Below are 18,148 nucleotides of genomic sequence, written 5' to 3' on the forward strand. Positions count from 1 at the left end.
GCTCGCGCGGAGCACTCTGTTCACGCCGCTTCGGCCAACATTTTGCGCTCTTCTATCGCTACCGCCGGCGGCGCGGCGTGGTCGACGCCCATCGCCCGCAACGACTGCGCGCAGGCCTGCACCACGCGGCGCATCACATGCTCATCCACCTGACCGATGCAGCCGATGCGGAAGCTGTCCACCACCGTCAGCTTGCCCGGATAGATGATGAAACCCTGCTCCTTCATCAATTCATAGAAGCGCTCGAACTTGAACGACGGATGCGCCGGCGCAAAAAACGTCACGATGATCGGCGAGCGCCAACGCGCGTTCAGCAGCGGCTCGAAGCCGAGTTCATGCATGCCCGCGACCAGCACGTCGCGGTTGTTCGCGTAACGCGCGAGACGCCCGGCCTGGCCACCTTCGAGTTTGTGCAGACGCAGTGCCTCGATAAACGCGGCCACCGTATGCGTCGGCGGCGTGAAGCGCCATTGGCCGGTGCGGTTCATCACGTCCCACTGGTCGTACACGTCGAGCGAGAGCGAATGGCTGCGGCCCTTAGCCTCCTGCAACGCAGTCTTGCGGGCGATCACGAAACCGAAGCCGGGCACGCCCTCGATGCACTTGTTCGCCGACGACACGAAGGCCTCGCACTGAATCTGGCGAACGTCGAGCGGCACCGCGCCGAATGCGCTCATCGAGTCGATCAGCAGCTTGCGGCCTTTTTTCGCGGTGGCTGCGGCGATTTCTTCGATCGGATTGAGAATCCCGGAGCTCGTTTCACAATGCACCGCGACCACGTGCGTGATGCGCGGATCGGCGTCCAGCATGCTTTCGACTTCGGCGCCACGCGGCGGCAGGTAATCACCCTTGTCGAGCACCGTGCAGGCACGGCCGAGATAGCCGAGGGTGGTCGCAATGCGCTTGCCGTAGGCGCCGTTGGCCAGCACCAGGGCGTGGCCGCCGCGCGGAATCAGGCTGCCGAGCATCGCTTCGACGCAATAACTGCCGCTGCCCTGGAGCGGCACGCAGTCGTACTCGCCGGCCGTGTCGCCGGCAATGTCCAGCAGGTCGGTGCGCAATTGAGCGGTCATTGCGCGGAAGTCGCCGTCCCACGAGCCCCAGTCGCGCAGCATCGCTTCCTTGGTCGAGAACGCCGTGGTCAACGGTCCCGGAGTCAACAGATACGGCTCGCCCTTGGCCGGCGCGGCACACGTCACGGTTGAAGGCATTGCGGACACTGCCGGGGAGCTGTCGATCGCGCTTTCCATGGTCGGAATCTCCGATATCGCTGTTTCGGTACATGACACGGTACAGAAAGGCCGTCCATCGGTAAAATCGATATAATTGATGCGGGTATCGCAAAAACTTATCTATCGGCGAGGCAGACTTGCAATACGCGCAATTGCGGGCGTTTCATGCGGTCGCGGAATACGGCGGGTTTTCCAAAGCAGCGCAGGCGCTGTCGCTCACGCAGCCCGCGGTCTCGGACCACGTGAAGCGGCTCGAACAGGACTACGGCGTCAAACTGTTCGAGCGCGGCCCGCGCGGCGTCGAAACCACCGAACTCGGCCTGCGCCTCTTCAGCGTGACGCGGCAGATGCTCAGTTGCGAGCGCGACGCGCGGCAACTGCTCGAATCGGCAGGTGGGCTCGAGTCCGGCTCGCTCTCGCTGGTCGCGGACGCGCCCGATCTGGCGGTCGCGCTGATCGGCGCGTTTCGCAGGCTGCATCCCGGCATCGTCGTGACGCTCTCGATCGCCAATGCCGCTGACTGTATGCAGCGCGTGCTGTCGAGCGCGGTCGACGCCGCCATCACCGCCGCCCCGCAAGTGCACAGCCGGCTCGAGTCGCGCGTGCTGCGGCGCGATCCGCTGGTGGCGATGGTGCCGGCAAGCTATCCGGTGGCGAAGAAACGCAAGCTGAGCTACGCGGAACTCGTGCAACAGCCGATGATTTTTCGCGAGCCGCAATCGGTCACGCAGCAGTTACTGGAGATCGAATTGGTGCGCGAATCGCTGCAGGTCGAACCGGTGATGTATGTGGACGGGCGTGAAGCGCTGGAGGAAGCGGTCGCGCAAGGTATGGGGGTCGGCGTAATCGCGCGTGCCGAATTCAACGAATCGCGGCGAATCAGGATGATTCCGCTCCAGGATTGCCAGGTGCAGATGATCGAATCGCTTACGCGGCTCGCCGGGCGGCCGGGGTCGAATCTGCTGGATGCGTTGTTTGCCGTGGACCTGACTGGCGCCGCTGCCGTGACGGCTCAATGAAATGGAAAGCCGCCGGGCAAGCACTGCCCAGCGGCGTTTTCATGCGGTCTTGACGCGGTGAGCGTGCGTCGAGGCGGTGCATAGCCTCACCACGCGAACGCACGATCACGCGACCACACGCTGCGGGCCGATCCTGTTAGCGCGAACCGCCGCTGGCGATCAGACTTTCGCCCGTCATCCAGCGCGAGTCGTCAGAGGCGAGGAACACGGCGACGTCGGCGATATCGTCAGGTTGACCGATACGACCAAGCGGTGTCGTGCTGACTGCCCAGGTTTCGAAGTCCGAGCCGACGATACCGGCGCTATGCGTGCCTTCGGTCGCGACCATGCCGGGATTCACGGAGTTGACGCGAATCTTGCGCGGGCCGAGTTCACGTGCGAGCACGCCGGTGATGCCGTCCACCGCGCTCTTGGTGGCCGTATAGACCGCGCTGCCCGGCGGCGTGATGCGGCTGACGACCGAGCTGACGTTCACGACGCTGCCGCCTTCGCCCAGATGTTTGACCGCTGCCTGGGTGACCAGGAGCAAACCCAGCACGTTCACATTGAAGTGCTTATGGAAGTGCTCTTCGGTGATCTCTTCAATCGGCGCAAACTCATACACGCCAGAGTTGTTGACGAGAATATCGAGGCGGCAATACGTTTCAACTGCCGTATCGATGATGCCTTTCGCGTCGGCTGCCTTGGACACATCCCCTGCAACGGCCACCGCCTTGCCGCCCCCCGCGGTGATTGCGGCGACCACATCGTCCGCGCCCGCCTTGCTGGACGCGTAGTTCACCACCACCGACGCGCCCTGCGCCGCCAGTGCCTTCGCAATCGCGGCGCCGATACCTTTCGATGCGCCCGTTACAACCGCAACCTTGCCTGTGAGCTTGCTCATGATCGTTTCCTTTGGATGGGGGTTCGCGCCGACGTCCTGTCGCGAAGATTCGCGGTGCTGACGTCGATGAAGCTGGAAATGCAGTGGCGCTGTCACTGGACACAATGTAGGCACACAGGCCGCATGGATAAAGCGGCTGGAGACGAATAGATACGTCGGGTGAGCCGAACAATCGGAAAGGCGCTGGGGAGCGCGCACGAGCAAAGGTCAGACAAGTGCTCGGGGGCGTTGCAACGGAGGCGTTGCGGCCTCTCCGGCGCGCAGATCAGAGAGGCATTTTTTGACGCTTACGGCAGGTTTCCGACTCAGGGCCTCGCCGAGCCTCGACGAAGTGCGTCGGCTGATCTTCGCCGGCTATGGCATCGGTTGTCTGCCGGAGCACATCGTGCGCGACGATCTCGCGCAGCAGCGGCTGTGGCGTCTGCCGCCCGAAGAGAGTCTGGTCGACGTCGACATCGATCTGTTGTGGCTGCGCGCGCGCAAGATGAACGCCGCCGAGCAGGCGTTTCTCGACGGCATGGAGCGCACGATGCAACGCTACGCGCTACCCGAGCGGCTTGCGCCGCGTTGACTGAGGCTAGGCCTCGCGGTTCACCGGTTTCCGCGTTTGCGGATGAACGCAATCTGCACAGCCACACTTGCCAGTACGGCCAACGCGCCCAGCGTATCCAGAATACTCGACCACACAATCCAGCCCTCCCGGGTTCACTCTCACCACGTTCTGATCAAACGAATGCGCGCGCCAACAACTGAATGCCCAAGCCGAGCAGACAAAGAAAAAACCAGCGCCGGAAGGTCACCGAACTAATGTGCTCGCGCACCCGTTGGCCGATCCACATCCCGAGCAAGGCGGGCACTAGGGCGCAAAGCGACTTGCCCAGGTCGTCGATCGCGAATGCATGCTCCCGAGCCAGTCCGATGGCGAGCGCGATGGTGGACACGGTGAACGACAGGCCGAGCGCCTGAACCAGATCCTCTTTCTTTAACGTTAGCCCCTGCAGGTAAGGCACCGCCGGCACGACGAACACCCCTGTCCCTCCGGCGATCGCACCGGTGACCACGCCGACCGCCGGCGACAGCCAGCGCTCGTGCCGCGCCGGCACCGAGAAGCGCCACGCCATCAACCCGGCCACGGCATAGAGCGTCAACGCGGCGCCCAATCCGGCCACCGCCCATTCGCCACTGCCACCGGCAATGAACGACGCAGCCGCGAGCGTGCCCGCGACGATGCCCGCCATCATTAGCCACAAACGCTTGACCAGCGTCCGCACGCTGGGCCCCGCGAACAGTTGCCAGACGTTCGTGACGAAAGACGGCAGCAACAGCATCGCGGCAGCCTGCGCCGGCAACATTAGCGTGCCGAGCACGCCCATGGCGACGGTGGGCAGGCCCATGCCAGTCACGCCTTTGACGAAGCCGGCCAGCACGAATGTCGCGGCAACCACGCTCGCATAGAGAGCAAAAGAAGAGGTCATCGGGCTGTTGTTCTGGATGTCATGTCCGCGATTTTCGATTGCCGCAGCGCCGCCCACAATGCGTAAGATACGTACTGTGACTTAGCCTGAGACTAAGGCTCAAACCGCAGCTACAGCCGCGGGTACAACACCAACTCGAATCCGACCCCATGCGCTTCGATCTGATCGACCTCCGTCTTTTCCTGCACATCCTCGACACCGGCAGCATCACGCATGGCGCGGCACGCGCGAACATGTCGCTGCCTTCGGCCAGCGCACGTTTGCGCGGCATGGAAGACGCGTTGGGCGAACCGTTGCTGGAGCGGGGCCGGCGCGGCGTGGAGTCGACTGCGACAGGCGATACGCTCGCGCATCATGCGCGGCTCGTGCTCGGCCAGATCGACCGGATGCAAGGCGAGCTCGGCGAACATCAGGCCGGGCGCAAAGCCTGCATCCGCTTGTGGACCAATACCGCCGCAATCACCGAGTTTTTGCCCGCCGCGGTCGGTCTGTTTTTGCGCGATCATCCCAACGTGCAGATCGATCTGAAAGAACGGCAGAGTAGCGAAACCGTGAAAGCGGTGCTGACCGGCGCGGCGGAGATCGGCATCATCTCGGATGCCGTCGAACACGGCGCGCTGCAAACGCTGCCTTTCGCCGTCGACAAACTCGTACTGGTCACCAGCCGTGACGACCCGCTGGGGGCGCGGCGCCGCGTGACGCTTGCGGAAGTGGCCGACCGTGAATTTATCGGCTTGAGCACGAGCAGCGCGTTGCACACGTACCTTGGCGAACGCGCACTGCTATCCGGGCAGCCGCTCAGCGTCCGGGCGCATATGCGAACCTTCGACAGCATCTGCTGCATGGTCGAACAGGGCGCGGGCATCGCCATCGTGCCGGCCACCGCCGCGAAACGCTATCGCGGCACGCCAGGCATTCGCACGATCGAACTGACGGACAGTTGGGCCACGCGTCAGTTGCTGATCTGCATGCGCGCCCTGAACGCGCTGAAACGGCCGGAAAAAGAGCTGGTCCGGCATCTGGCGGGGGTGGAAGGATGACGCGGATGCGCGGCTGACACCCTATTATCAACTACACTTATTTCATAACCGATTTTTAATCGATTTGCCTGATTGTCGGCTGTTTCTTATCCTTGACGCACAACCGGACGCCACGCAATGCATGTGGCGTCCGCTCTGCTCATCTCTGTCCTTTGGCCGGCAAGATCATGGAAAGAACCACCTTCAGCGTACGCGTCGACAGCGTGCGTGACGAAGCGCACGGCGTGCGCTCGTTCAGCGTATCGCGTCTGGACGGACAACCGTTCGACCGCTACGAACCCGGCGCGCATATCGACGTCACCGGGCCCTCGGGCGTCACGCGGCAATATTCTTTGTGCGGCGACCCGGATCATCGTGAAGCGCACCTGTTTGCCGTCAAGCGTGAAGACGCGTCGCGCGGCGGCTCACGCGCGCTGCATGACGACGTGACCGTTGGCAGCGAATTGACGATCGGCGCGCCGCGCAATCTGTTTCAACTCGCGTCCGAAGCGAGCGAACACATTCTGATTGCGGCAGGCATCGGCGTCACGCCGCTATTGAGTATGGCGTACCGGTTGCTCAAGCAGGAGCAGCGCTTCGTGTTGCATTATTTCGCGCGCAGTGCGGAGCACGCGGCGTTCTTGCCGTTGCTGTCGCGCGCACCGTTCAGCGATTTCGTGCGGCTTCATTTCGGCGTCGGAAGAGAACAACTCGATATGGTGCTGGCCGACTGCGTCGCCAATACGCGCGACGGCTCCCATCTCTATACCTGTGGCCCGGCGCCCTTCATGGCGCGTGTCGTGGCGATCGGCGAAACGCGCGTGGCTGCCGAGGCGATTCATCTTGAACGCTTCGCAGCCGAACCTGCTTCGGCGGCTAGCGGCGAATCGAACCTGCTCGACTCATTCGACGTGCGCATCGCCAGTAGCGGTGCAACGGTACACGTGGATAAACACACGACGATCGTCGCGGCGCTGGCGTCGATCGGCATCGAAGTCGATACGTCATGCGGTGAAGGCGTATGCGGGACCTGTATGGTCGACGTGGTGAGCGGCACGCCTGAGCATCGCGATCATTGCCTGAGTAAAGCGGAACGCGCGGGCGGCAAGGTGATCTGCTGCTGCGTCTCGCGCGCGACTACGCCGCTGCTGGTACTCGATCTTTAAGACTCGATCTCCAAGACTCAATCTTCAATGCAAGCCGGTGCTGCATGCGCAGCACCTTCTCTCTCCCGCCCTTACCGGTCGTCGTCGCGAATCGACGATGCATGCCGGCACAGCGCGCGCACTTCGACATCCATATACGGAAATAGCGGCAACTGGCTCAGCACGTCGTGCAGATGCGCGGGGCTTTCCACATCGAACACGCTGATATTCGCGTAGCGGCCGGCGATGCGCCACAGGTGCCTCCATACGCCCTCCTGCTGCAACTTCTGCGACATCGTTTTCTCATCGGACTTCAGACGCGCGGCGCGCTCCGCGTCCATGTCGGGCGGCAGGTTGACGGTCATCTCAACGTGAAACAGCATGCTTGCGCTCCTTCTCTGATCGGTAATAAAAAGACCCTGGCTATCCGGCAAACCTCGCCGCGCAGCCAGGGTAGAGAGATCCATACAGTACGTCTATGCGATTTCAGGCATCAGGCATCAGGCATGAGGCTTCACGCTTCAGCGCGCACCCGCTCCACTTCAGCGCCCGGCAAATTGTCGCGCTCATTGAACAGTGTGAAATCGAAGTCGATCAGCGCGAACTTGCCCTCCACGCCATAGGGCTTGCCGTCCGCGCCCTCGGCCTGCTTGACAGCCGGCACGAGGCCGTCGCGCGTGGCGAATGCGAAGTCGTCCCACAGATACGGATCGCCGTCGATGTTGATCTGGGTGGTCAGCTTGCGGTGGCCCGGCGCCGAAACGAAGAAGTGGATATGCGCCGGACGATGCCCATGACGGCCCAACTGATCGAGCAACAACTGCGTCTGCCCTTGCGGCGGCACCGAGTAACCCACCGGCACCACGCTGCGGAAGCTGTACTTGCCTTCGGCATCCGTGCGAATCGAGCGGCGCAGATTGAAGGCCGGCTGCGACTTGTCGAAGTACGAGTAATTACCGAGGTGATTAGCGTGCCACACTTCAACCAGCGCATTCGCCAGCGGCTTGCCGTCTTCGCCGAGTACGCGGCCGCGCATCACCAGTGTCTGGCCGGGGTCGGTGCCGTCATCGAGTCGTGCATGGCCCGCGGACTCGGGCGCGCCTGCCACATACAACGGTCCTTCAATCGTGCGCGGCGTGCCGCCTTCGATACCGGCCTTGGCTTCCGCTTCGTCCAGACGCAGGTCGAGAAAATGCTCGAAGCCCAAGCCCGCTGCCAGCAGACCGAGCTCGCCGCTCTTGCCCGCGTCGCCGAGATAATTCAGCGCGGTCCAGAATTCGGCCGGCTGCACGTCGAGGTCTTCGATCGTATAGAACAGATCCTTGACGATGCGGTTGACGATCTGCTTGGTGCGCGGATTGCCTTCGTGGGTGGCGCTGTCGTTGATCTTCTGCAGCAGCGCGTCGATGGCTTGCTTGTTCATGGGGTATCTCCTTCGTTTGATGTGCTTGCCGGTTAGCGGATGAACCGTCAGTTCGTGGTAACGCTTGCGCCCTTGCGGGTATCGCGCCGCAAGCGATCGATTTTGGCCCAGTCGAGCGTGATGCCAAGACCCGGCCCTTGGGGAAGATGCAAAGCAAAATTCTGGTAGCGCAGCGGTTCGGTGAGAATCTCTTCGGTCAGCAGCAACGGCCCGAATAGTTCAGTGCCCCACTTCAGTTCGCCGAAGGTGCTGAAGAGTTGCGCCGAGGCGATCGTGCCCACCGCGCCTTCAAGCATCGTGCCGCCATACAGGTCGATGTTCGCGGCGAGCGCAATCGCCGCCACCTGCGCGGCGCCAGTCAGACCGCCCGATTGCGCGATCTTTACGGCGAAGACATCGGCCGCACGCGCGCTCGCAACGGCAAATGCATCGGCCGGGCCGTGCAATGCTTCGTCCGCCATGATCGGCACCTGAGCGAGATCGGTCAGACGTTTGAGGCCCGCGCGGTTCTCCGCGGCGATCGGCTGCTCGATCAGTGCAATACCAGCATCGGCGAAACGCTTGCCGGCCCAGATCGCTTCGGATTCGGTCCACGCCTGGTTCACGTCGACACGCACTTCACCGCGTCCTTCCAGTGCTTTCTGAATGGTCACGACGTGCGCAACGTCGTCGGCAACCGCGCGCGAGCCGATCTTCAGTTTGAACACGCGATGCCGCTTCGCTTCGAAAACACGCTCGGCTTCGTCGATATCGCGGGTCGTGTCGCCGCTCGCGAGGGTCCACGCCACGTCCACCGAATCGCGTACCCGGCCGCCGAACAGCTCCGACAAGGGCACGCCAAGACGATGCGCCTGGGCATCGAACAAAGCGGTTTCCACCGCGGATTTGGCAAACCGGTTGCCCTGAAACAACGTGCGCAGCTTCGCCATCGCCGCGCCTGGACGGGTCGCGTCCATGTCTTTGAGCAGCGGCGCAAAGTACGTATCGATGTTGACCTTGATACTTTCCGGACTCTCCTCGCCGTAAGCGAGGCCGCCGATGGTCGTGCCCTCGCCCACGCCGACCACGCCGTCCGCACAGCGGATACGTACCAGCACGAGCGTCTGGCAGTTCATCGTCGCGACCGAAAGCCGGTGCGGACGAATCGTCGGCACGTCGACGAGAATCGTCTCCACGCTCTCAATCTTCACGGGTGTTGCTATCATTCGTTGCCCTCCTGAACTGCTTTACCGAGGCCTCCATAGTAGAAACAACCCACGAAGCAGTCCAACACCGATTCCGACTACTTCCATACCTTAGGGGTATGCATGGAACTTCGCCAACTCCGCTACTTCATTGCGGTCGCGGAAGAAATGAACATCACGCGGGCCGCCAATCGCCTGCATATGACGCAGCCGCCGCTCAGCCGCCAGATCCAGCAGATCGAGGAAAGCGTCGGCTTGCCGTTGTTCGAACGCGGCTCGCGGCCGCTGCGGCTGACCGAAGCCGGTCGCATTTTCTATGCGCAGGCCAAGCGTCTGATCGACGATGCCGACGAACTCGCGCCGCTCACGCGACGCCTCGCGCAACTGGCCGAGCGCATCGTGATCGGCTTCGTGCCGTCCACGCTCTATGGCGCGTTGCCCGCCGTGATTCGCGCGTTCCGCGAGGCTGCGCCGAATATCGAGTTGTCGCTGATTGAAATGTTTACGATCGAGCAGCTCGCCGCCCTCAAAGGCGGACGTATCGACGTTGGCTTTGGCCGCTTGCGTTTCGACGATGCACAACTGGCGCGTGAAGTGCTCGTCGAAGAACGGATGATTGCCGCACTGCCGCAAGACCATCCGCTCGCACGCCAGAAGAAGCCGCTGACGCTTGCCCAGCTCGCGCAGGAAACGCTGATCGTCTATCCGAGTACGCCGCGGCCAAGCTATGCGGATCAGCAACTATCGGCGATGCATGACCATGCGCTGGAGCCCAAGGCCATTCATGAAGTGAGGGAGTTGCAAACCGCGCTCGGGCTGGTCGCGGCGCAAGTCGGCGTGTGTCTCGTGCCGGAAAGCGTGGAGGGTTTGCGCGCGCATGGCGTGGTGTACCGGCCGGTTCCGGCCGCCAATATCGCGTCGCCGATCATCATGAGCCGCCGCCTGCAGGATGAATCGCCGGCTACGACGTTGTTGTGTTCGCTAGCGCGGGAGTTGTTCAAACGGGTTTGAAAGGGGCCGTCCGTACACGGCCTGTAAGTGGCTCATGGAGGGCTTCCGGGCGCATGCAAGCCCGCCCCCGCGAGAATCATAAACGCAGCAAGCCGCTGCGGCCCATCTCAACGTTCGTCAAACCGTCGCACGATATCCCCCATCAGATTGCGCAACCACACGTTACCCTCGTCCTGATCGAAATGCTCGTGCCAGTGCATCGTGACTGCCGCCATCGGCAACGTGACAGGTAACTCATAGAGCTGAAACCCGCCGTCCCGATTGAAAATCTGTGCAAGACGCCGCGGCAGCGTCGCGAACAGATCGGTCACGGCCAGCACGCTCGGCAAGGCCACGAAATGCGGCAATTCCAGCGCAATATGCCGGCCCACACCTTGGGCGCGAAACGCGTCGTCGAGCGCGTAGTGGCTGTGCTCGACCGACGTGATCTGCACGTGCGACGCGTCCAGAAACGCCTTCATGCTCAGCTCTTTCGTGCGCGGCAAACCGCGCCGTTTGCGCGTCATGCAAACGTAAGTCTCTTCGAACAACGCTTGATGACGCGTGCGCGCGGTCAGCGTCGGCAGATTGCCGATTGCAAAATCGAGTCGGCTCGCACGCAACGCATCTTCGATTTCCTCTACCGGCAGAGGCTCGATGCGCAATTTCACGCGCGGCGCCTGCTGGTGCAACGCCTCACAAATCGGCGGCAAGTACGCCAACTCGCCCGCATCGGACAGCGATAACCGGAACGTGCGCGTGCTCACTGCGGGATCGAAGTGCTCCGCGTAACGCAGCGCTTCACGCACCGTATCCAGCGCCCGCGCGACGATGCCCGACAGTTCAAGCGCGATCGGCGTGGGCTGCATGCCGGCGCGCGTGCGAATGAACAGCGGATCGTCGAACAGGGTTCGCAAACGCCCCAGCGAGTAACTGATCGCCGGCTGTGACAGCGCGAGCCGCTGGCCGGCCCGCGTGAGGCTGCGCTCCTCGACGATTGCCTGGAAAACGCGCAGCAGATTGAGATCGACGTGATCCAGCGAATTCATCGAGATATCCATGAGATTGATTTTATAGTTTATTTTAGATCAATTTGACGCATATCAGTCGGTCAGCGAGACTTTGCTTCATCGACCACCCACATACGACTCCGATGAGCGAATCCTCATATCAGACCGTCGACGCGAGCGCCTTGTACCAGCGCGCGCAGTCCGACCGCGTCGCCCCGTCGCTGTACTACGACCCGGCGGTTTTCGAAACCGAACTCGAGCGCATTTTCTACAAGACGTGGATCTGGGTCGCGCACGAAAGCGAACTGCCGAATCCGGGCGACTTCCGCACTACCACGATCGGCCGCCAGCCAGTGATCGTGGTTCGCGACAAGAGCGGCGCCGTCAACGTGCTGCAAAACCGCTGCCGCCATCGCGGCGCGACGGTCTGCGAGCAGCACAAGGGCAATGCGAAAGGCTTCACGTGCCCGTATCACAGCTGGACCTATGGCCTCGACGGCGCATTGCGCGCACTGCCCTATGGCGACGGCTATGAAGGCGTAATCGACAAGACCGAGTTGCCACTCGCCAGTCTGCGGGTGGGCATCTATCAAGGTCTGATCTTCGCGAGCTTCAACCAGGAGATCGAGCCGCTCGAAGACTTCCTCGGCGGCGCCAAACCGTGGATCGACCTGTTCATGAAGCAAGGCGCGGGCTATCCGATCAAAGCGAACGGCGAACACCGCTTCCGCTTTAACGGCAACTGGAAGATCCAGCTCGAAAACACGACCGACCTGTATCACTTCCCGGTCGTCCACAAATCGTGGATGAAATCGATCGATGACGAAACCGCCGCCGCGATCACGAGCTTCATGACAAGCGACGAAGCCTTCTGCCGCTCGCTCGGCAACGGCCATAGCCTCGCCGTGCTGGTGCCGGAACTCGTCGATCTTGACAAGGACGACGGCGCACCGATCCCGGAGCGCTTCGAAGAACTCGCCGCCACACTCGCGAAAAAACACACGCCTGACGAAGTGCGCCGCATCGTGCGATCGCTGATGGGTGTCGGCTTCAACCTGAATCTGTTTCCGAACCTCGCGCTGTCGATGGCGTTTTTCCGCGTGCTGCGGCCGATCTCCGCGAATGAAACGGAAATCCGTCACGTCGCCCTCGCGATGGACGGTGGTCCCGAAGAAGCGAACCGCGTGCGTCTGCGCATTCATGAACATTTCCAGGGCCCGTTCGGTTTCGGCAGTCCGGACGATGCTGAAGCGTGGGAACGCGTGCAGCGCGGCTCGCACGCGGGTCCCGATCTGCCGATCCTCGTAAACCGCGGCCTGAATCGCGAGAGCACGGCGCCGAACGGCGAAAAGACCGCCCACGCCACCGACGAAACGGGGATGCGCGAAGCGTATGCGCAATGGCGCACGATGATGGAGCAAGCATGATGGATAACAGGAACACACTGTTCTCACAGCAGACCTTTGCCGGCGCGATCGAACTGATCTGGCGCGAAGCCGAGCTGCTGGACCGCAAGGATTATCGCGAGTGGCTTTCGCTTTGGGACCCCGAAGGCTTCTACGTGGTGCCGATCGATCCCGACACCACCGACTTCGCCGCCACGCTGAACTACGCCTACGACGATCAGGACATGCGCGAGAAACGCGTGCAACGCATGACGTCCGGCTATTCGGCCTCGGCGAGCGACGCGGCCCGCACCGTGCGCACCGTCTCACGTTTCACTTTGACAAGCGATACGAGCGACGAGGTCGAAGTGAACTCGGCGCAAGTCATCGTCGCGTATAAGCGCGGCAAGTCGACCCTGTTCGCAGCAGATCTCACGCATCGCATCAGTTTCGCGAGCGGCGAACCACGCATTGTGCAGAAGGTCATCCGTCTGATCGATTCGACCGAGGCGCTCAGCGCCGTCGGGTTCCTGTTGTAATTGATGACGATACCAGCGAGCACGACGATGCCACACGACACGCTTTCTTCCACGACCGGATCGCCCGCCATCCCCGCGGCGCCCGCGACCTCGCGGACACTGCGGCGGATCATCGTCGCTTCCGTACTCGGCAATGCACTCGAGTGGTACGACTTTTTTCTGTACGGCACGGCGGCGGCCCTGATCTTCGGTCCGTTGTTCTTCCCGCTGCACGGCGATCCGCTGATGGGCACCCTCGCCGCCTTCGCTGGCTTTGCGATCGGCTTTCTGGCGCGGCCGCTGGGTGGCATCGTGTTCGGCCACATCGGCGACCGGCATGGCCGCAAACGTGCGCTCGTCGTGACGCTGATGATGATGGGCGTGGCGACCTTCGGCATCGGTCTGTTGCCCACGTTCTCGCAAATCGGTGTCCTCGCACCTATCGCGCTCGTCTGTTTACGGGTCGTGCAAGGCATCGCGTCGGGCGGCGAATGGGGCGGCGGCGTGCTGTTGATCAGCGAGAGTGCGCCGGCCAATCGCCGTGGCTATTACGCATCCTTCAGTCAGCTAGGCGTGGCGGGCGGCTTCGTGTTGTCGGCGGCCGCTTTTTATCTGGCGCAGCGACTACCGGTCGAGAGCTTCATGTCCTGGGGTTGGCGCCTGCCGTTTCTCGCAAGCGTGCTGATCTTCGGCGTCGGTGTCTATGTTCGCCGCAGCCTGCCCGAGAGCCGCGACTTCACTGCCGCCAAGCCGAAGCACATGCCGGTGCTGACTGTACTGCGCAATCATCCGAAACAGGTGTTGCAGGCGATGGGGCTACGTGTCGCCGAAAACGGCGGTACGTATATCTTTCTGTCATTTGTGCTGGTGTACGGCAAGACGATCGGCGTGCCCGTTTCGGTGATGCTCGGCGGTGTGATGATCGCCATGCTGCTCGAACTCGCCACGATCGTGCTGTGGGGCCGGCTATCGGATGTGATCGGGCGGCGACCGGTGTATATGATCGGCGCGCTCGGCCTCGTTGTGATCGCGTTTCCCGCGTTCTGGCTGATCGATACGCATGAACCGCTGCTCGTGTTCCTGTCGCTCGCACTAGGCTTGCCCTTCTGCCACGCAGCGATGATCGGCACACAGCCTGCTCTGATGGGCGAACTTTTTCCCACCGAGGTCCGTTATTCGGGCATGGCGCTAGGCCACGAAATCGCTTCGGTGTTTTCCGGCGGACTCGCGCCTCTGGTCGCTATCGCGCTGTATTCGAAGGTGCATGCGCCGTGGCCTGTCGCATTGATGCTGATCGGTTTCGGTCTCATCACCGCGATCACGCTCGTGACCATTCCGAAGAACATCAACACCGCGCATGAATGAGAATGCGCCCGGCACGACCCATGCGTCGCGTGCTTTCGTTACGCCCATTGCGCGCCTGCAGCAATCACCGGGCGACGGCTACGAGTGGCAGCGTAAAACTGCATTGAAGCCCGCCCTGCCGTGCCGGTTTGGCCCAGATTTCGCCGCCATGCCGCGTGACGATGTTTTTGCACAGCGACAGACCGATGCCATTGCCGGCCGCCTTCGACGAAGAAAACCCGTCGAACAGCCGGCCATGCGCTTCGGCGGCCACGCCTGGGCCGTTATCGATCACCTGCACGAGCGCAGACTTGCCCCGCAGGCTCGTTACAAGACGCAATTCACCGTGCCGTGCAGCCGCATTTGTGAACCCCGTCGTGCATTCCGTCAACGCCTCGATCGCATTGAACGCCAGATTCAGCACCACCTGGCCGATCAGCACGCGCTCGCAATACACCGGCAAGGCTTCAGGTGCCTGCTCGATCGTTACCGCAACCCCCGCCTCTTTGGCGTGCAATTCGATGAAGTACGCGACGTCCGCGATGATGTCGCGCAGATCCGCGTAGGTCTCGCTCGGCTCGCGCTTGACGATGTAATCGCGCACGCTCTTGATGATGACCGCCGCGTGCTCGGCCTGACGATCGGCGCTGCGCAAGCCCCACAACGCGTCGTCGACGGAACCGGGTTGTGCGAGCCGCCGGATCGCGCCTTCGATGAAATTGCGCACCGCGGCGAGCGGCTGGCTCAACTCGTGCGCAATGGCGGTCGCCATTTCTCCCATCGCGTTGTAGCGCCCCGCGTATTCCAGCAGTCGCGCCTCGTGACGACGCGCCTCTTCGACCGCGACTTCGTCCGTGATATCGCGAAAGTGGAGCAGGCGGCCGTTGAGGTCGTCTTCGATCTCGATTCTTCTACACGTGATGCGCAACCAGCCCGACGTGCCATCGCGGCGCGTGATGCGATAACGCTGCGGCGCCGAAGGCTGGATGCGCGGCGCGCTGGCGAGCTGTTCGAGCAGGCGGTCGCGATCCGACTCGCTGCAATAGTCGAGCACGTCGCCCATCGGCGCGCCCTCTTCCAGACCCAGCACGCGCCGTCCGGATTCGCTGACGAATTCCACTTCGCCTGCGGGCGTCAATACGGCGACACCCTCACCGAGATCCTGCATGAACTCGCGCAGCCGCGACTCGTAGCGCCGCAGCGTCTGCTTGAGCGTGTCTTCGACACTGATGTCGCGGAACTGCACCATCACCACCGCGCGCTCGCGCAAGGGCACGTAGGTGGCAATCGCCTCGGACAGCATATCGGCCCCGTTACGCGAGCGGTAACACCATTCGTAGACCTGCGGGCCTTCGGTGATCGCGCGGTCCATTGCGCCGACGCCAATCTCGCGCCGGTACTTCGGCACCGGGCGGGTCATATCTTTCGCCTTGAGCGGCAGCAGTTCTTCGAGCGTAAAACCAAGCGCCTCGCAGGCTGCGCGATTGGCCCATACGATCGCCTTCGTTTCGGCGTCGTGCAGCAGCACGCACAGTGTGAGCGCGTCGAGCAGGCGGTGGAAATCTTCTTCGGCGGGGAAATTCATCGGGCGAGACGATGGAAAAATTCGATCACGTATGGGAAGGAACATAACACCAGTCCGCGCGATTCGCGTCTGAAGATTTCTTTAGCTACCCCCGGCGCGTTACCTAAAAACGCATCCCGCGTCCCAATTGAAGCGTTCTTTTTGCATTTCTAGACTGGCCTCACTGTGCCCGCGTCGTCACCGGCCTCATCACCCGCCACCGCCGTGCCTCGAGTTTCAGCCGATAACGAATCAAGGAGAAGCCCCTGCCATGTCAGATACCGCCACCGAAAATGTTGCCACCGTCGCAGACGCCAGCCGCGATGCAACGCGTTTGCCACTCGCCGACGTCATCGCCGAAATCGCAGCACGGCGCGAAGAGTTCGATCGCCTGTCACATGTGCCGCGCGACGTCATCGCGAAGCTCAAGCGCGCGGGCGTGTATCGCGCAGCCACGCCGAAGCGTTTCGGCGGCGATGCGCTCGCGCCTACCGCGTTCCTGGACATGATCGAACGCATCGCGGTAGCGGACGGTTCGGCGGCATGGGTCGCGAGTTTCGGCTCGGCAAACGTGTATCTCGCGGCCTTGCCTCTGGCAACTCAGGCGCACATCTACGCCGACGGTCCCGATCAGGTGTTTGCAGGCGGCCTCTTCCCGGTACAGCCCGCCCAGCCTGCCGACGGCGGCTGGCGCGTGAACGGCACGTGGAAATTCGCAAGCGGCTGCAAGGGCGCGGATTGGCTCGGCGTGGGGATCGGCGCGGCCGGCTTAGGTGCGGCCGGCTTAGGTGCGGCCGGCTTAGGCGCGGCCGGCTCAGGTACGGCCGGCTCAGGCACGGCCACCCCGGGCGCACCCGGCAAACCACGCACGGCCGTGTTCCGCCCGCATCAGGTCGAAATCGTCGAAAACTGGGATGTGGTCGGCATGCAAGGCACCGGCAGCCACGATCTGCGCGTCGTTGACCAGTTCGTCGCCGCGGACTGGACCTTCGTGCGCGGCGGCGAACCGTACGTAGACGAACCGCTATATCGCTACCCAACTATCGCCTACGCGGCGCAAGTGCTGGCCGTGGTCAACCTTGGTCTGGCGCGTGCGGCGCTCGATGTCGCCAACCAGATGGCCGGCGGCCGCAAGACCACGACTGGCGCGCCGCAACTCGCCGACCGCGCGTACTACCGGATCGAACTGGCGAAAGCCGAAGCGCAATTGCGCTCGGCCCGCGCGTTCTTCTATGACACCACCGACGAAGTCTGGCAATCGATCCTCGCCGGCAACCCCGTTACGCCAGAGCAGACCAGCCTGCTGCGCCTCGCCGCAACGCAAATCGCCCGCGAAGGCGCCGAGGTCGTGCAGCGTGCCTACCGGCTCGGCGGCACGATGGCGATCTACCGCACGCATCCGTTGCAGCGCCTGCTGCGCGACGCGATGGTGGTCACCCAGCACGCGTTTCTCGGGGAAGGCAACTTCGACGGCGCCGGTGCGGTGTTCGTCGGCGTGCCGCCGATTCCGGGCTACCTGTAAGCCATTTTCTGCATTTGACGTTCAAACTCATTCATGGAGAACCACACGATGTCCGATAACCAGAAGCTGCCCTTGCGCGTTCTGTTCTGCTGCGGCGTGACGCAGAATTTCTTCGACTTGCCGCGCGAGAAGATCGGTGAAGTCTGGCAGGCCTACGGCAAGATGCTGGCTGCGGTCGAATCGATGGACGGCGTCAGCGTGCTCGGCATCATGGACGACGACCGCCTCACCGTCGGCAATGCCGACAACTCGCCGTGGACTTTCTACATCATGGCCGACGTGCGCGACTTCGATACTGTGGTGGCAGTGTGCAATCTGTATCGCACTACGCCGGTCGGCGAGTACAACCTGTGGCGCTACGGCAAGATCGAAGCGCGAGTCGGCCGTGCGCTGGAAGTGCCGCCGCAACACGCCAACGCGGCTTGAGCATGCCGG

18 protein-coding genes are annotated in these 18,148 nt (G+C 62.7%); 10 read left to right on the forward strand and 8 right to left on the reverse strand.

The genetic code is table 11. The annotated features are described in order from the left end of the window. Nucleotides 1-20: 20 nt before the first annotated feature. On the reverse strand, nucleotides 21-1,250 hold the full coding sequence (locus HHL24_RS04485; protein WP_169484224.1) for a 2-aminoethylphosphonate--pyruvate transaminase: 1,230 nt from the start codon (nucleotides 1,248-1,250) through the stop codon (nucleotides 21-23). A gap of 119 nt (nucleotides 1,251-1,369) precedes the next feature. Here HHL24_RS04485 and HHL24_RS04490 point away from each other — a divergent pair, with 119 nt between their 5' ends. Then, nucleotides 1,370-2,251 carry a LysR substrate-binding domain-containing protein gene (locus HHL24_RS04490; RefSeq protein ID WP_169484225.1) on the forward strand — a complete coding sequence of 294 codons (882 nt, stop codon included), beginning with the start codon at nucleotides 1,370-1,372 and terminating at the stop codon, nucleotides 2,249-2,251. 136 nt (nucleotides 2,252-2,387) lie between these two features. Here HHL24_RS04490 and HHL24_RS04495 read toward each other — a convergent pair whose 3' ends face one another. After that, nucleotides 2,388-3,134 (reverse strand): glucose 1-dehydrogenase, encoded by a 747-nt coding sequence (locus HHL24_RS04495; protein ID WP_169484226.1) that lies wholly within the window; start codon nucleotides 3,132-3,134, stop codon nucleotides 2,388-2,390. 280 nt (nucleotides 3,135-3,414) lie between these two features. Here HHL24_RS04495 and HHL24_RS04500 point away from each other — a divergent pair, with 280 nt between their 5' ends. After that, nucleotides 3,415-3,705, forward strand: coding sequence for a LysR substrate-binding domain-containing protein (locus HHL24_RS04500; RefSeq protein ID WP_268966681.1), 291 nt, complete (start codon nucleotides 3,415-3,417; stop codon nucleotides 3,703-3,705). 154 nt (nucleotides 3,706-3,859) lie between these two features. On the opposite strand, the gene HHL24_RS04505 is transcribed toward HHL24_RS04500, so the two are convergent. Then, nucleotides 3,860-4,609 carry a sulfite exporter TauE/SafE family protein gene (locus HHL24_RS04505; RefSeq protein ID WP_169484227.1) on the reverse strand — a complete coding sequence of 250 codons (750 nt, stop codon included), beginning with the start codon at nucleotides 4,607-4,609 and terminating at the stop codon, nucleotides 3,860-3,862. Nucleotides 4,610-4,758: 149 nt separating this feature from the next. Here HHL24_RS04505 and HHL24_RS04510 point away from each other — a divergent pair, with 149 nt between their 5' ends. Then, nucleotides 4,759-5,649 carry a LysR family transcriptional regulator gene (locus HHL24_RS04510; RefSeq protein ID WP_169484228.1) on the forward strand — a complete coding sequence of 297 codons (891 nt, stop codon included), beginning with the start codon at nucleotides 4,759-4,761 and terminating at the stop codon, nucleotides 5,647-5,649. 167 nt (nucleotides 5,650-5,816) lie between these two features. Then, nucleotides 5,817-6,794: a PDR/VanB family oxidoreductase gene (locus tag HHL24_RS04515; protein WP_169484229.1), complete on the forward strand. Its 978-nt coding sequence runs from the start codon at nucleotides 5,817-5,819 to the stop codon at nucleotides 6,792-6,794. Between the two features lie 71 nt (nucleotides 6,795-6,865). Here HHL24_RS04515 and catC read toward each other — a convergent pair whose 3' ends face one another. The 3 genes from catC to catB2 form a co-directional block, all read right to left on the reverse strand. Continuing rightward, the gene (catC, locus tag HHL24_RS04520; protein ID WP_169484230.1) at nucleotides 6,866-7,156 is read right to left on the reverse strand and encodes a muconolactone Delta-isomerase; all 291 of its coding nucleotides are present in this window, start codon (nucleotides 7,154-7,156) and stop codon (nucleotides 6,866-6,868) included. A 131-nt stretch (nucleotides 7,157-7,287) separates the two neighbouring features. Next, nucleotides 7,288-8,196 (reverse strand): catechol 1,2-dioxygenase, encoded by a 909-nt coding sequence (catA, locus tag HHL24_RS04525; protein WP_169484231.1) that lies wholly within the window; start codon nucleotides 8,194-8,196, stop codon nucleotides 7,288-7,290. A gap of 47 nt (nucleotides 8,197-8,243) precedes the next feature. Beyond that, nucleotides 8,244-9,401: a muconate cycloisomerase CatB2 gene (catB2, locus tag HHL24_RS04530; RefSeq protein WP_169484233.1), complete on the reverse strand. Its 1,158-nt coding sequence runs from the start codon at nucleotides 9,399-9,401 to the stop codon at nucleotides 8,244-8,246. 102 nt (nucleotides 9,402-9,503) lie between these two features. Between catB2 and HHL24_RS04535 the strand changes: the two genes are divergently transcribed. Next, nucleotides 9,504-10,391, forward strand: a complete 888-nt coding sequence (locus HHL24_RS04535) for a LysR family transcriptional regulator (protein WP_169484234.1) — start codon at nucleotides 9,504-9,506, stop codon at nucleotides 10,389-10,391. 107 nt (nucleotides 10,392-10,498) lie between these two features. Here HHL24_RS04535 and HHL24_RS04540 read toward each other — a convergent pair whose 3' ends face one another. After that, the gene (locus HHL24_RS04540; protein ID WP_169484235.1) at nucleotides 10,499-11,419 is read right to left on the reverse strand and encodes a LysR family transcriptional regulator; all 921 of its coding nucleotides are present in this window, start codon (nucleotides 11,417-11,419) and stop codon (nucleotides 10,499-10,501) included. 104 nt (nucleotides 11,420-11,523) lie between these two features. On the opposite strand from HHL24_RS04540, the gene HHL24_RS04545 reads away from it, so the two are divergent. Genes HHL24_RS04545 through HHL24_RS04555 form a run of 3 tightly spaced genes read left to right on the forward strand, consistent with a single transcriptional unit; the run spans nucleotide 11,524 to nucleotide 14,648 of the window. Next, nucleotides 11,524-12,807 (forward strand): aromatic ring-hydroxylating oxygenase subunit alpha, encoded by a 1,284-nt coding sequence (locus HHL24_RS04545; protein WP_169484236.1) that lies wholly within the window; start codon nucleotides 11,524-11,526, stop codon nucleotides 12,805-12,807. Further along, nucleotides 12,804-13,304 carry an aromatic-ring-hydroxylating dioxygenase subunit beta gene (locus tag HHL24_RS04550; protein WP_169484237.1) on the forward strand — a complete coding sequence of 167 codons (501 nt, stop codon included), beginning with the start codon at nucleotides 12,804-12,806 and terminating at the stop codon, nucleotides 13,302-13,304. The genes HHL24_RS04545 and HHL24_RS04550 overlap by 4 nt, the downstream gene beginning before the upstream one ends. A gap of 27 nt (nucleotides 13,305-13,331) precedes the next feature. Next, nucleotides 13,332-14,648 carry an MFS transporter gene (locus HHL24_RS04555; RefSeq protein WP_169484238.1) on the forward strand — a complete coding sequence of 439 codons (1,317 nt, stop codon included), beginning with the start codon at nucleotides 13,332-13,334 and terminating at the stop codon, nucleotides 14,646-14,648. A 64-nt stretch (nucleotides 14,649-14,712) separates the two neighbouring features. On the opposite strand, the gene HHL24_RS04560 is transcribed toward HHL24_RS04555, so the two are convergent. Continuing rightward, complete coding sequence (locus HHL24_RS04560; protein ID WP_169484239.1) at nucleotides 14,713-16,212, reverse strand: PAS domain-containing sensor histidine kinase; 1,500 nt, start codon at nucleotides 16,210-16,212, stop codon at nucleotides 14,713-14,715. Between the two features lie 250 nt (nucleotides 16,213-16,462). Between HHL24_RS04560 and HHL24_RS04565 the strand changes: the two genes are divergently transcribed. Then, the gene (locus HHL24_RS04565) at nucleotides 16,463-17,713 is read left to right on the forward strand and encodes an acyl-CoA dehydrogenase family protein (RefSeq protein WP_169484240.1); all 1,251 of its coding nucleotides are present in this window, start codon (nucleotides 16,463-16,465) and stop codon (nucleotides 17,711-17,713) included. A gap of 48 nt (nucleotides 17,714-17,761) precedes the next feature. Beyond that, nucleotides 17,762-18,139 (forward strand): hypothetical protein, encoded by a 378-nt coding sequence (locus HHL24_RS04570; protein ID WP_169484241.1) that lies wholly within the window; start codon nucleotides 17,762-17,764, stop codon nucleotides 18,137-18,139. The last annotated feature ends 9 nt before the right edge of the window (nucleotides 18,140-18,148 follow it).

Source organism: Paraburkholderia polaris, assembly GCF_012927345.1.
Classification (GTDB): domain Bacteria; phylum Pseudomonadota; class Gammaproteobacteria; order Burkholderiales; family Burkholderiaceae; genus Paraburkholderia; species Paraburkholderia polaris.

Bases quoted from the DNA above. Each gene is read 5' to 3' on its own strand.
- HHL24_RS04540 (WP_169484235.1), bottom strand. From the start codon at position 11,419: ATGAATTCGCTGGATCACGTCGATCTCAATCTGCTGCGCGTTTTCCAG.
- HHL24_RS04545 (WP_169484236.1), top strand. From the start codon at position 11,524: ATGAGCGAATCCTCATATCAGACCGTCGACGCGAGCGCCTTGTACCAG.
- HHL24_RS04555 (WP_169484238.1), top strand. From the start codon at position 13,332: ATGCCACACGACACGCTTTCTTCCACGACCGGATCGCCCGCCATCCCC.
- HHL24_RS04535 (WP_169484234.1), top strand. From the start codon at position 9,504: ATGGAACTTCGCCAACTCCGCTACTTCATTGCGGTCGCGGAAGAAATG.
- HHL24_RS04510 (WP_169484228.1), top strand. From the start codon at position 4,759: ATGCGCTTCGATCTGATCGACCTCCGTCTTTTCCTGCACATCCTCGAC.
- HHL24_RS04565 (WP_169484240.1), top strand. From the start codon at position 16,463: ATGTCAGATACCGCCACCGAAAATGTTGCCACCGTCGCAGACGCCAGC.
- catB2 (WP_169484233.1), bottom strand. From the start codon at position 9,401: ATGATAGCAACACCCGTGAAGATTGAGAGCGTGGAGACGATTCTCGTC.
- HHL24_RS04550 (WP_169484237.1), top strand. From the start codon at position 12,804: ATGATGGATAACAGGAACACACTGTTCTCACAGCAGACCTTTGCCGGC.
- HHL24_RS04505 (WP_169484227.1), bottom strand. From the start codon at position 4,609: ATGACCTCTTCTTTTGCTCTCTATGCGAGCGTGGTTGCCGCGACATTC.
- HHL24_RS04515 (WP_169484229.1), top strand. From the start codon at position 5,817: ATGGAAAGAACCACCTTCAGCGTACGCGTCGACAGCGTGCGTGACGAA.
- catA (WP_169484231.1), bottom strand. From the start codon at position 8,196: ATGAACAAGCAAGCCATCGACGCGCTGCTGCAGAAGATCAACGACAGC.
- catC (WP_169484230.1), bottom strand. From the start codon at position 7,156: ATGCTGTTTCACGTTGAGATGACCGTCAACCTGCCGCCCGACATGGAC.
- HHL24_RS04495 (WP_169484226.1), bottom strand. From the start codon at position 3,134: ATGAGCAAGCTCACAGGCAAGGTTGCGGTTGTAACGGGCGCATCGAAA.
- HHL24_RS04570 (WP_169484241.1), top strand. From the start codon at position 17,762: ATGTCCGATAACCAGAAGCTGCCCTTGCGCGTTCTGTTCTGCTGCGGC.
- HHL24_RS04560 (WP_169484239.1), bottom strand. From the start codon at position 16,212: ATGAATTTCCCCGCCGAAGAAGATTTCCACCGCCTGCTCGACGCGCTC.
- HHL24_RS04485 (WP_169484224.1), bottom strand. From the start codon at position 1,250: ATGGAAAGCGCGATCGACAGCTCCCCGGCAGTGTCCGCAATGCCTTCA.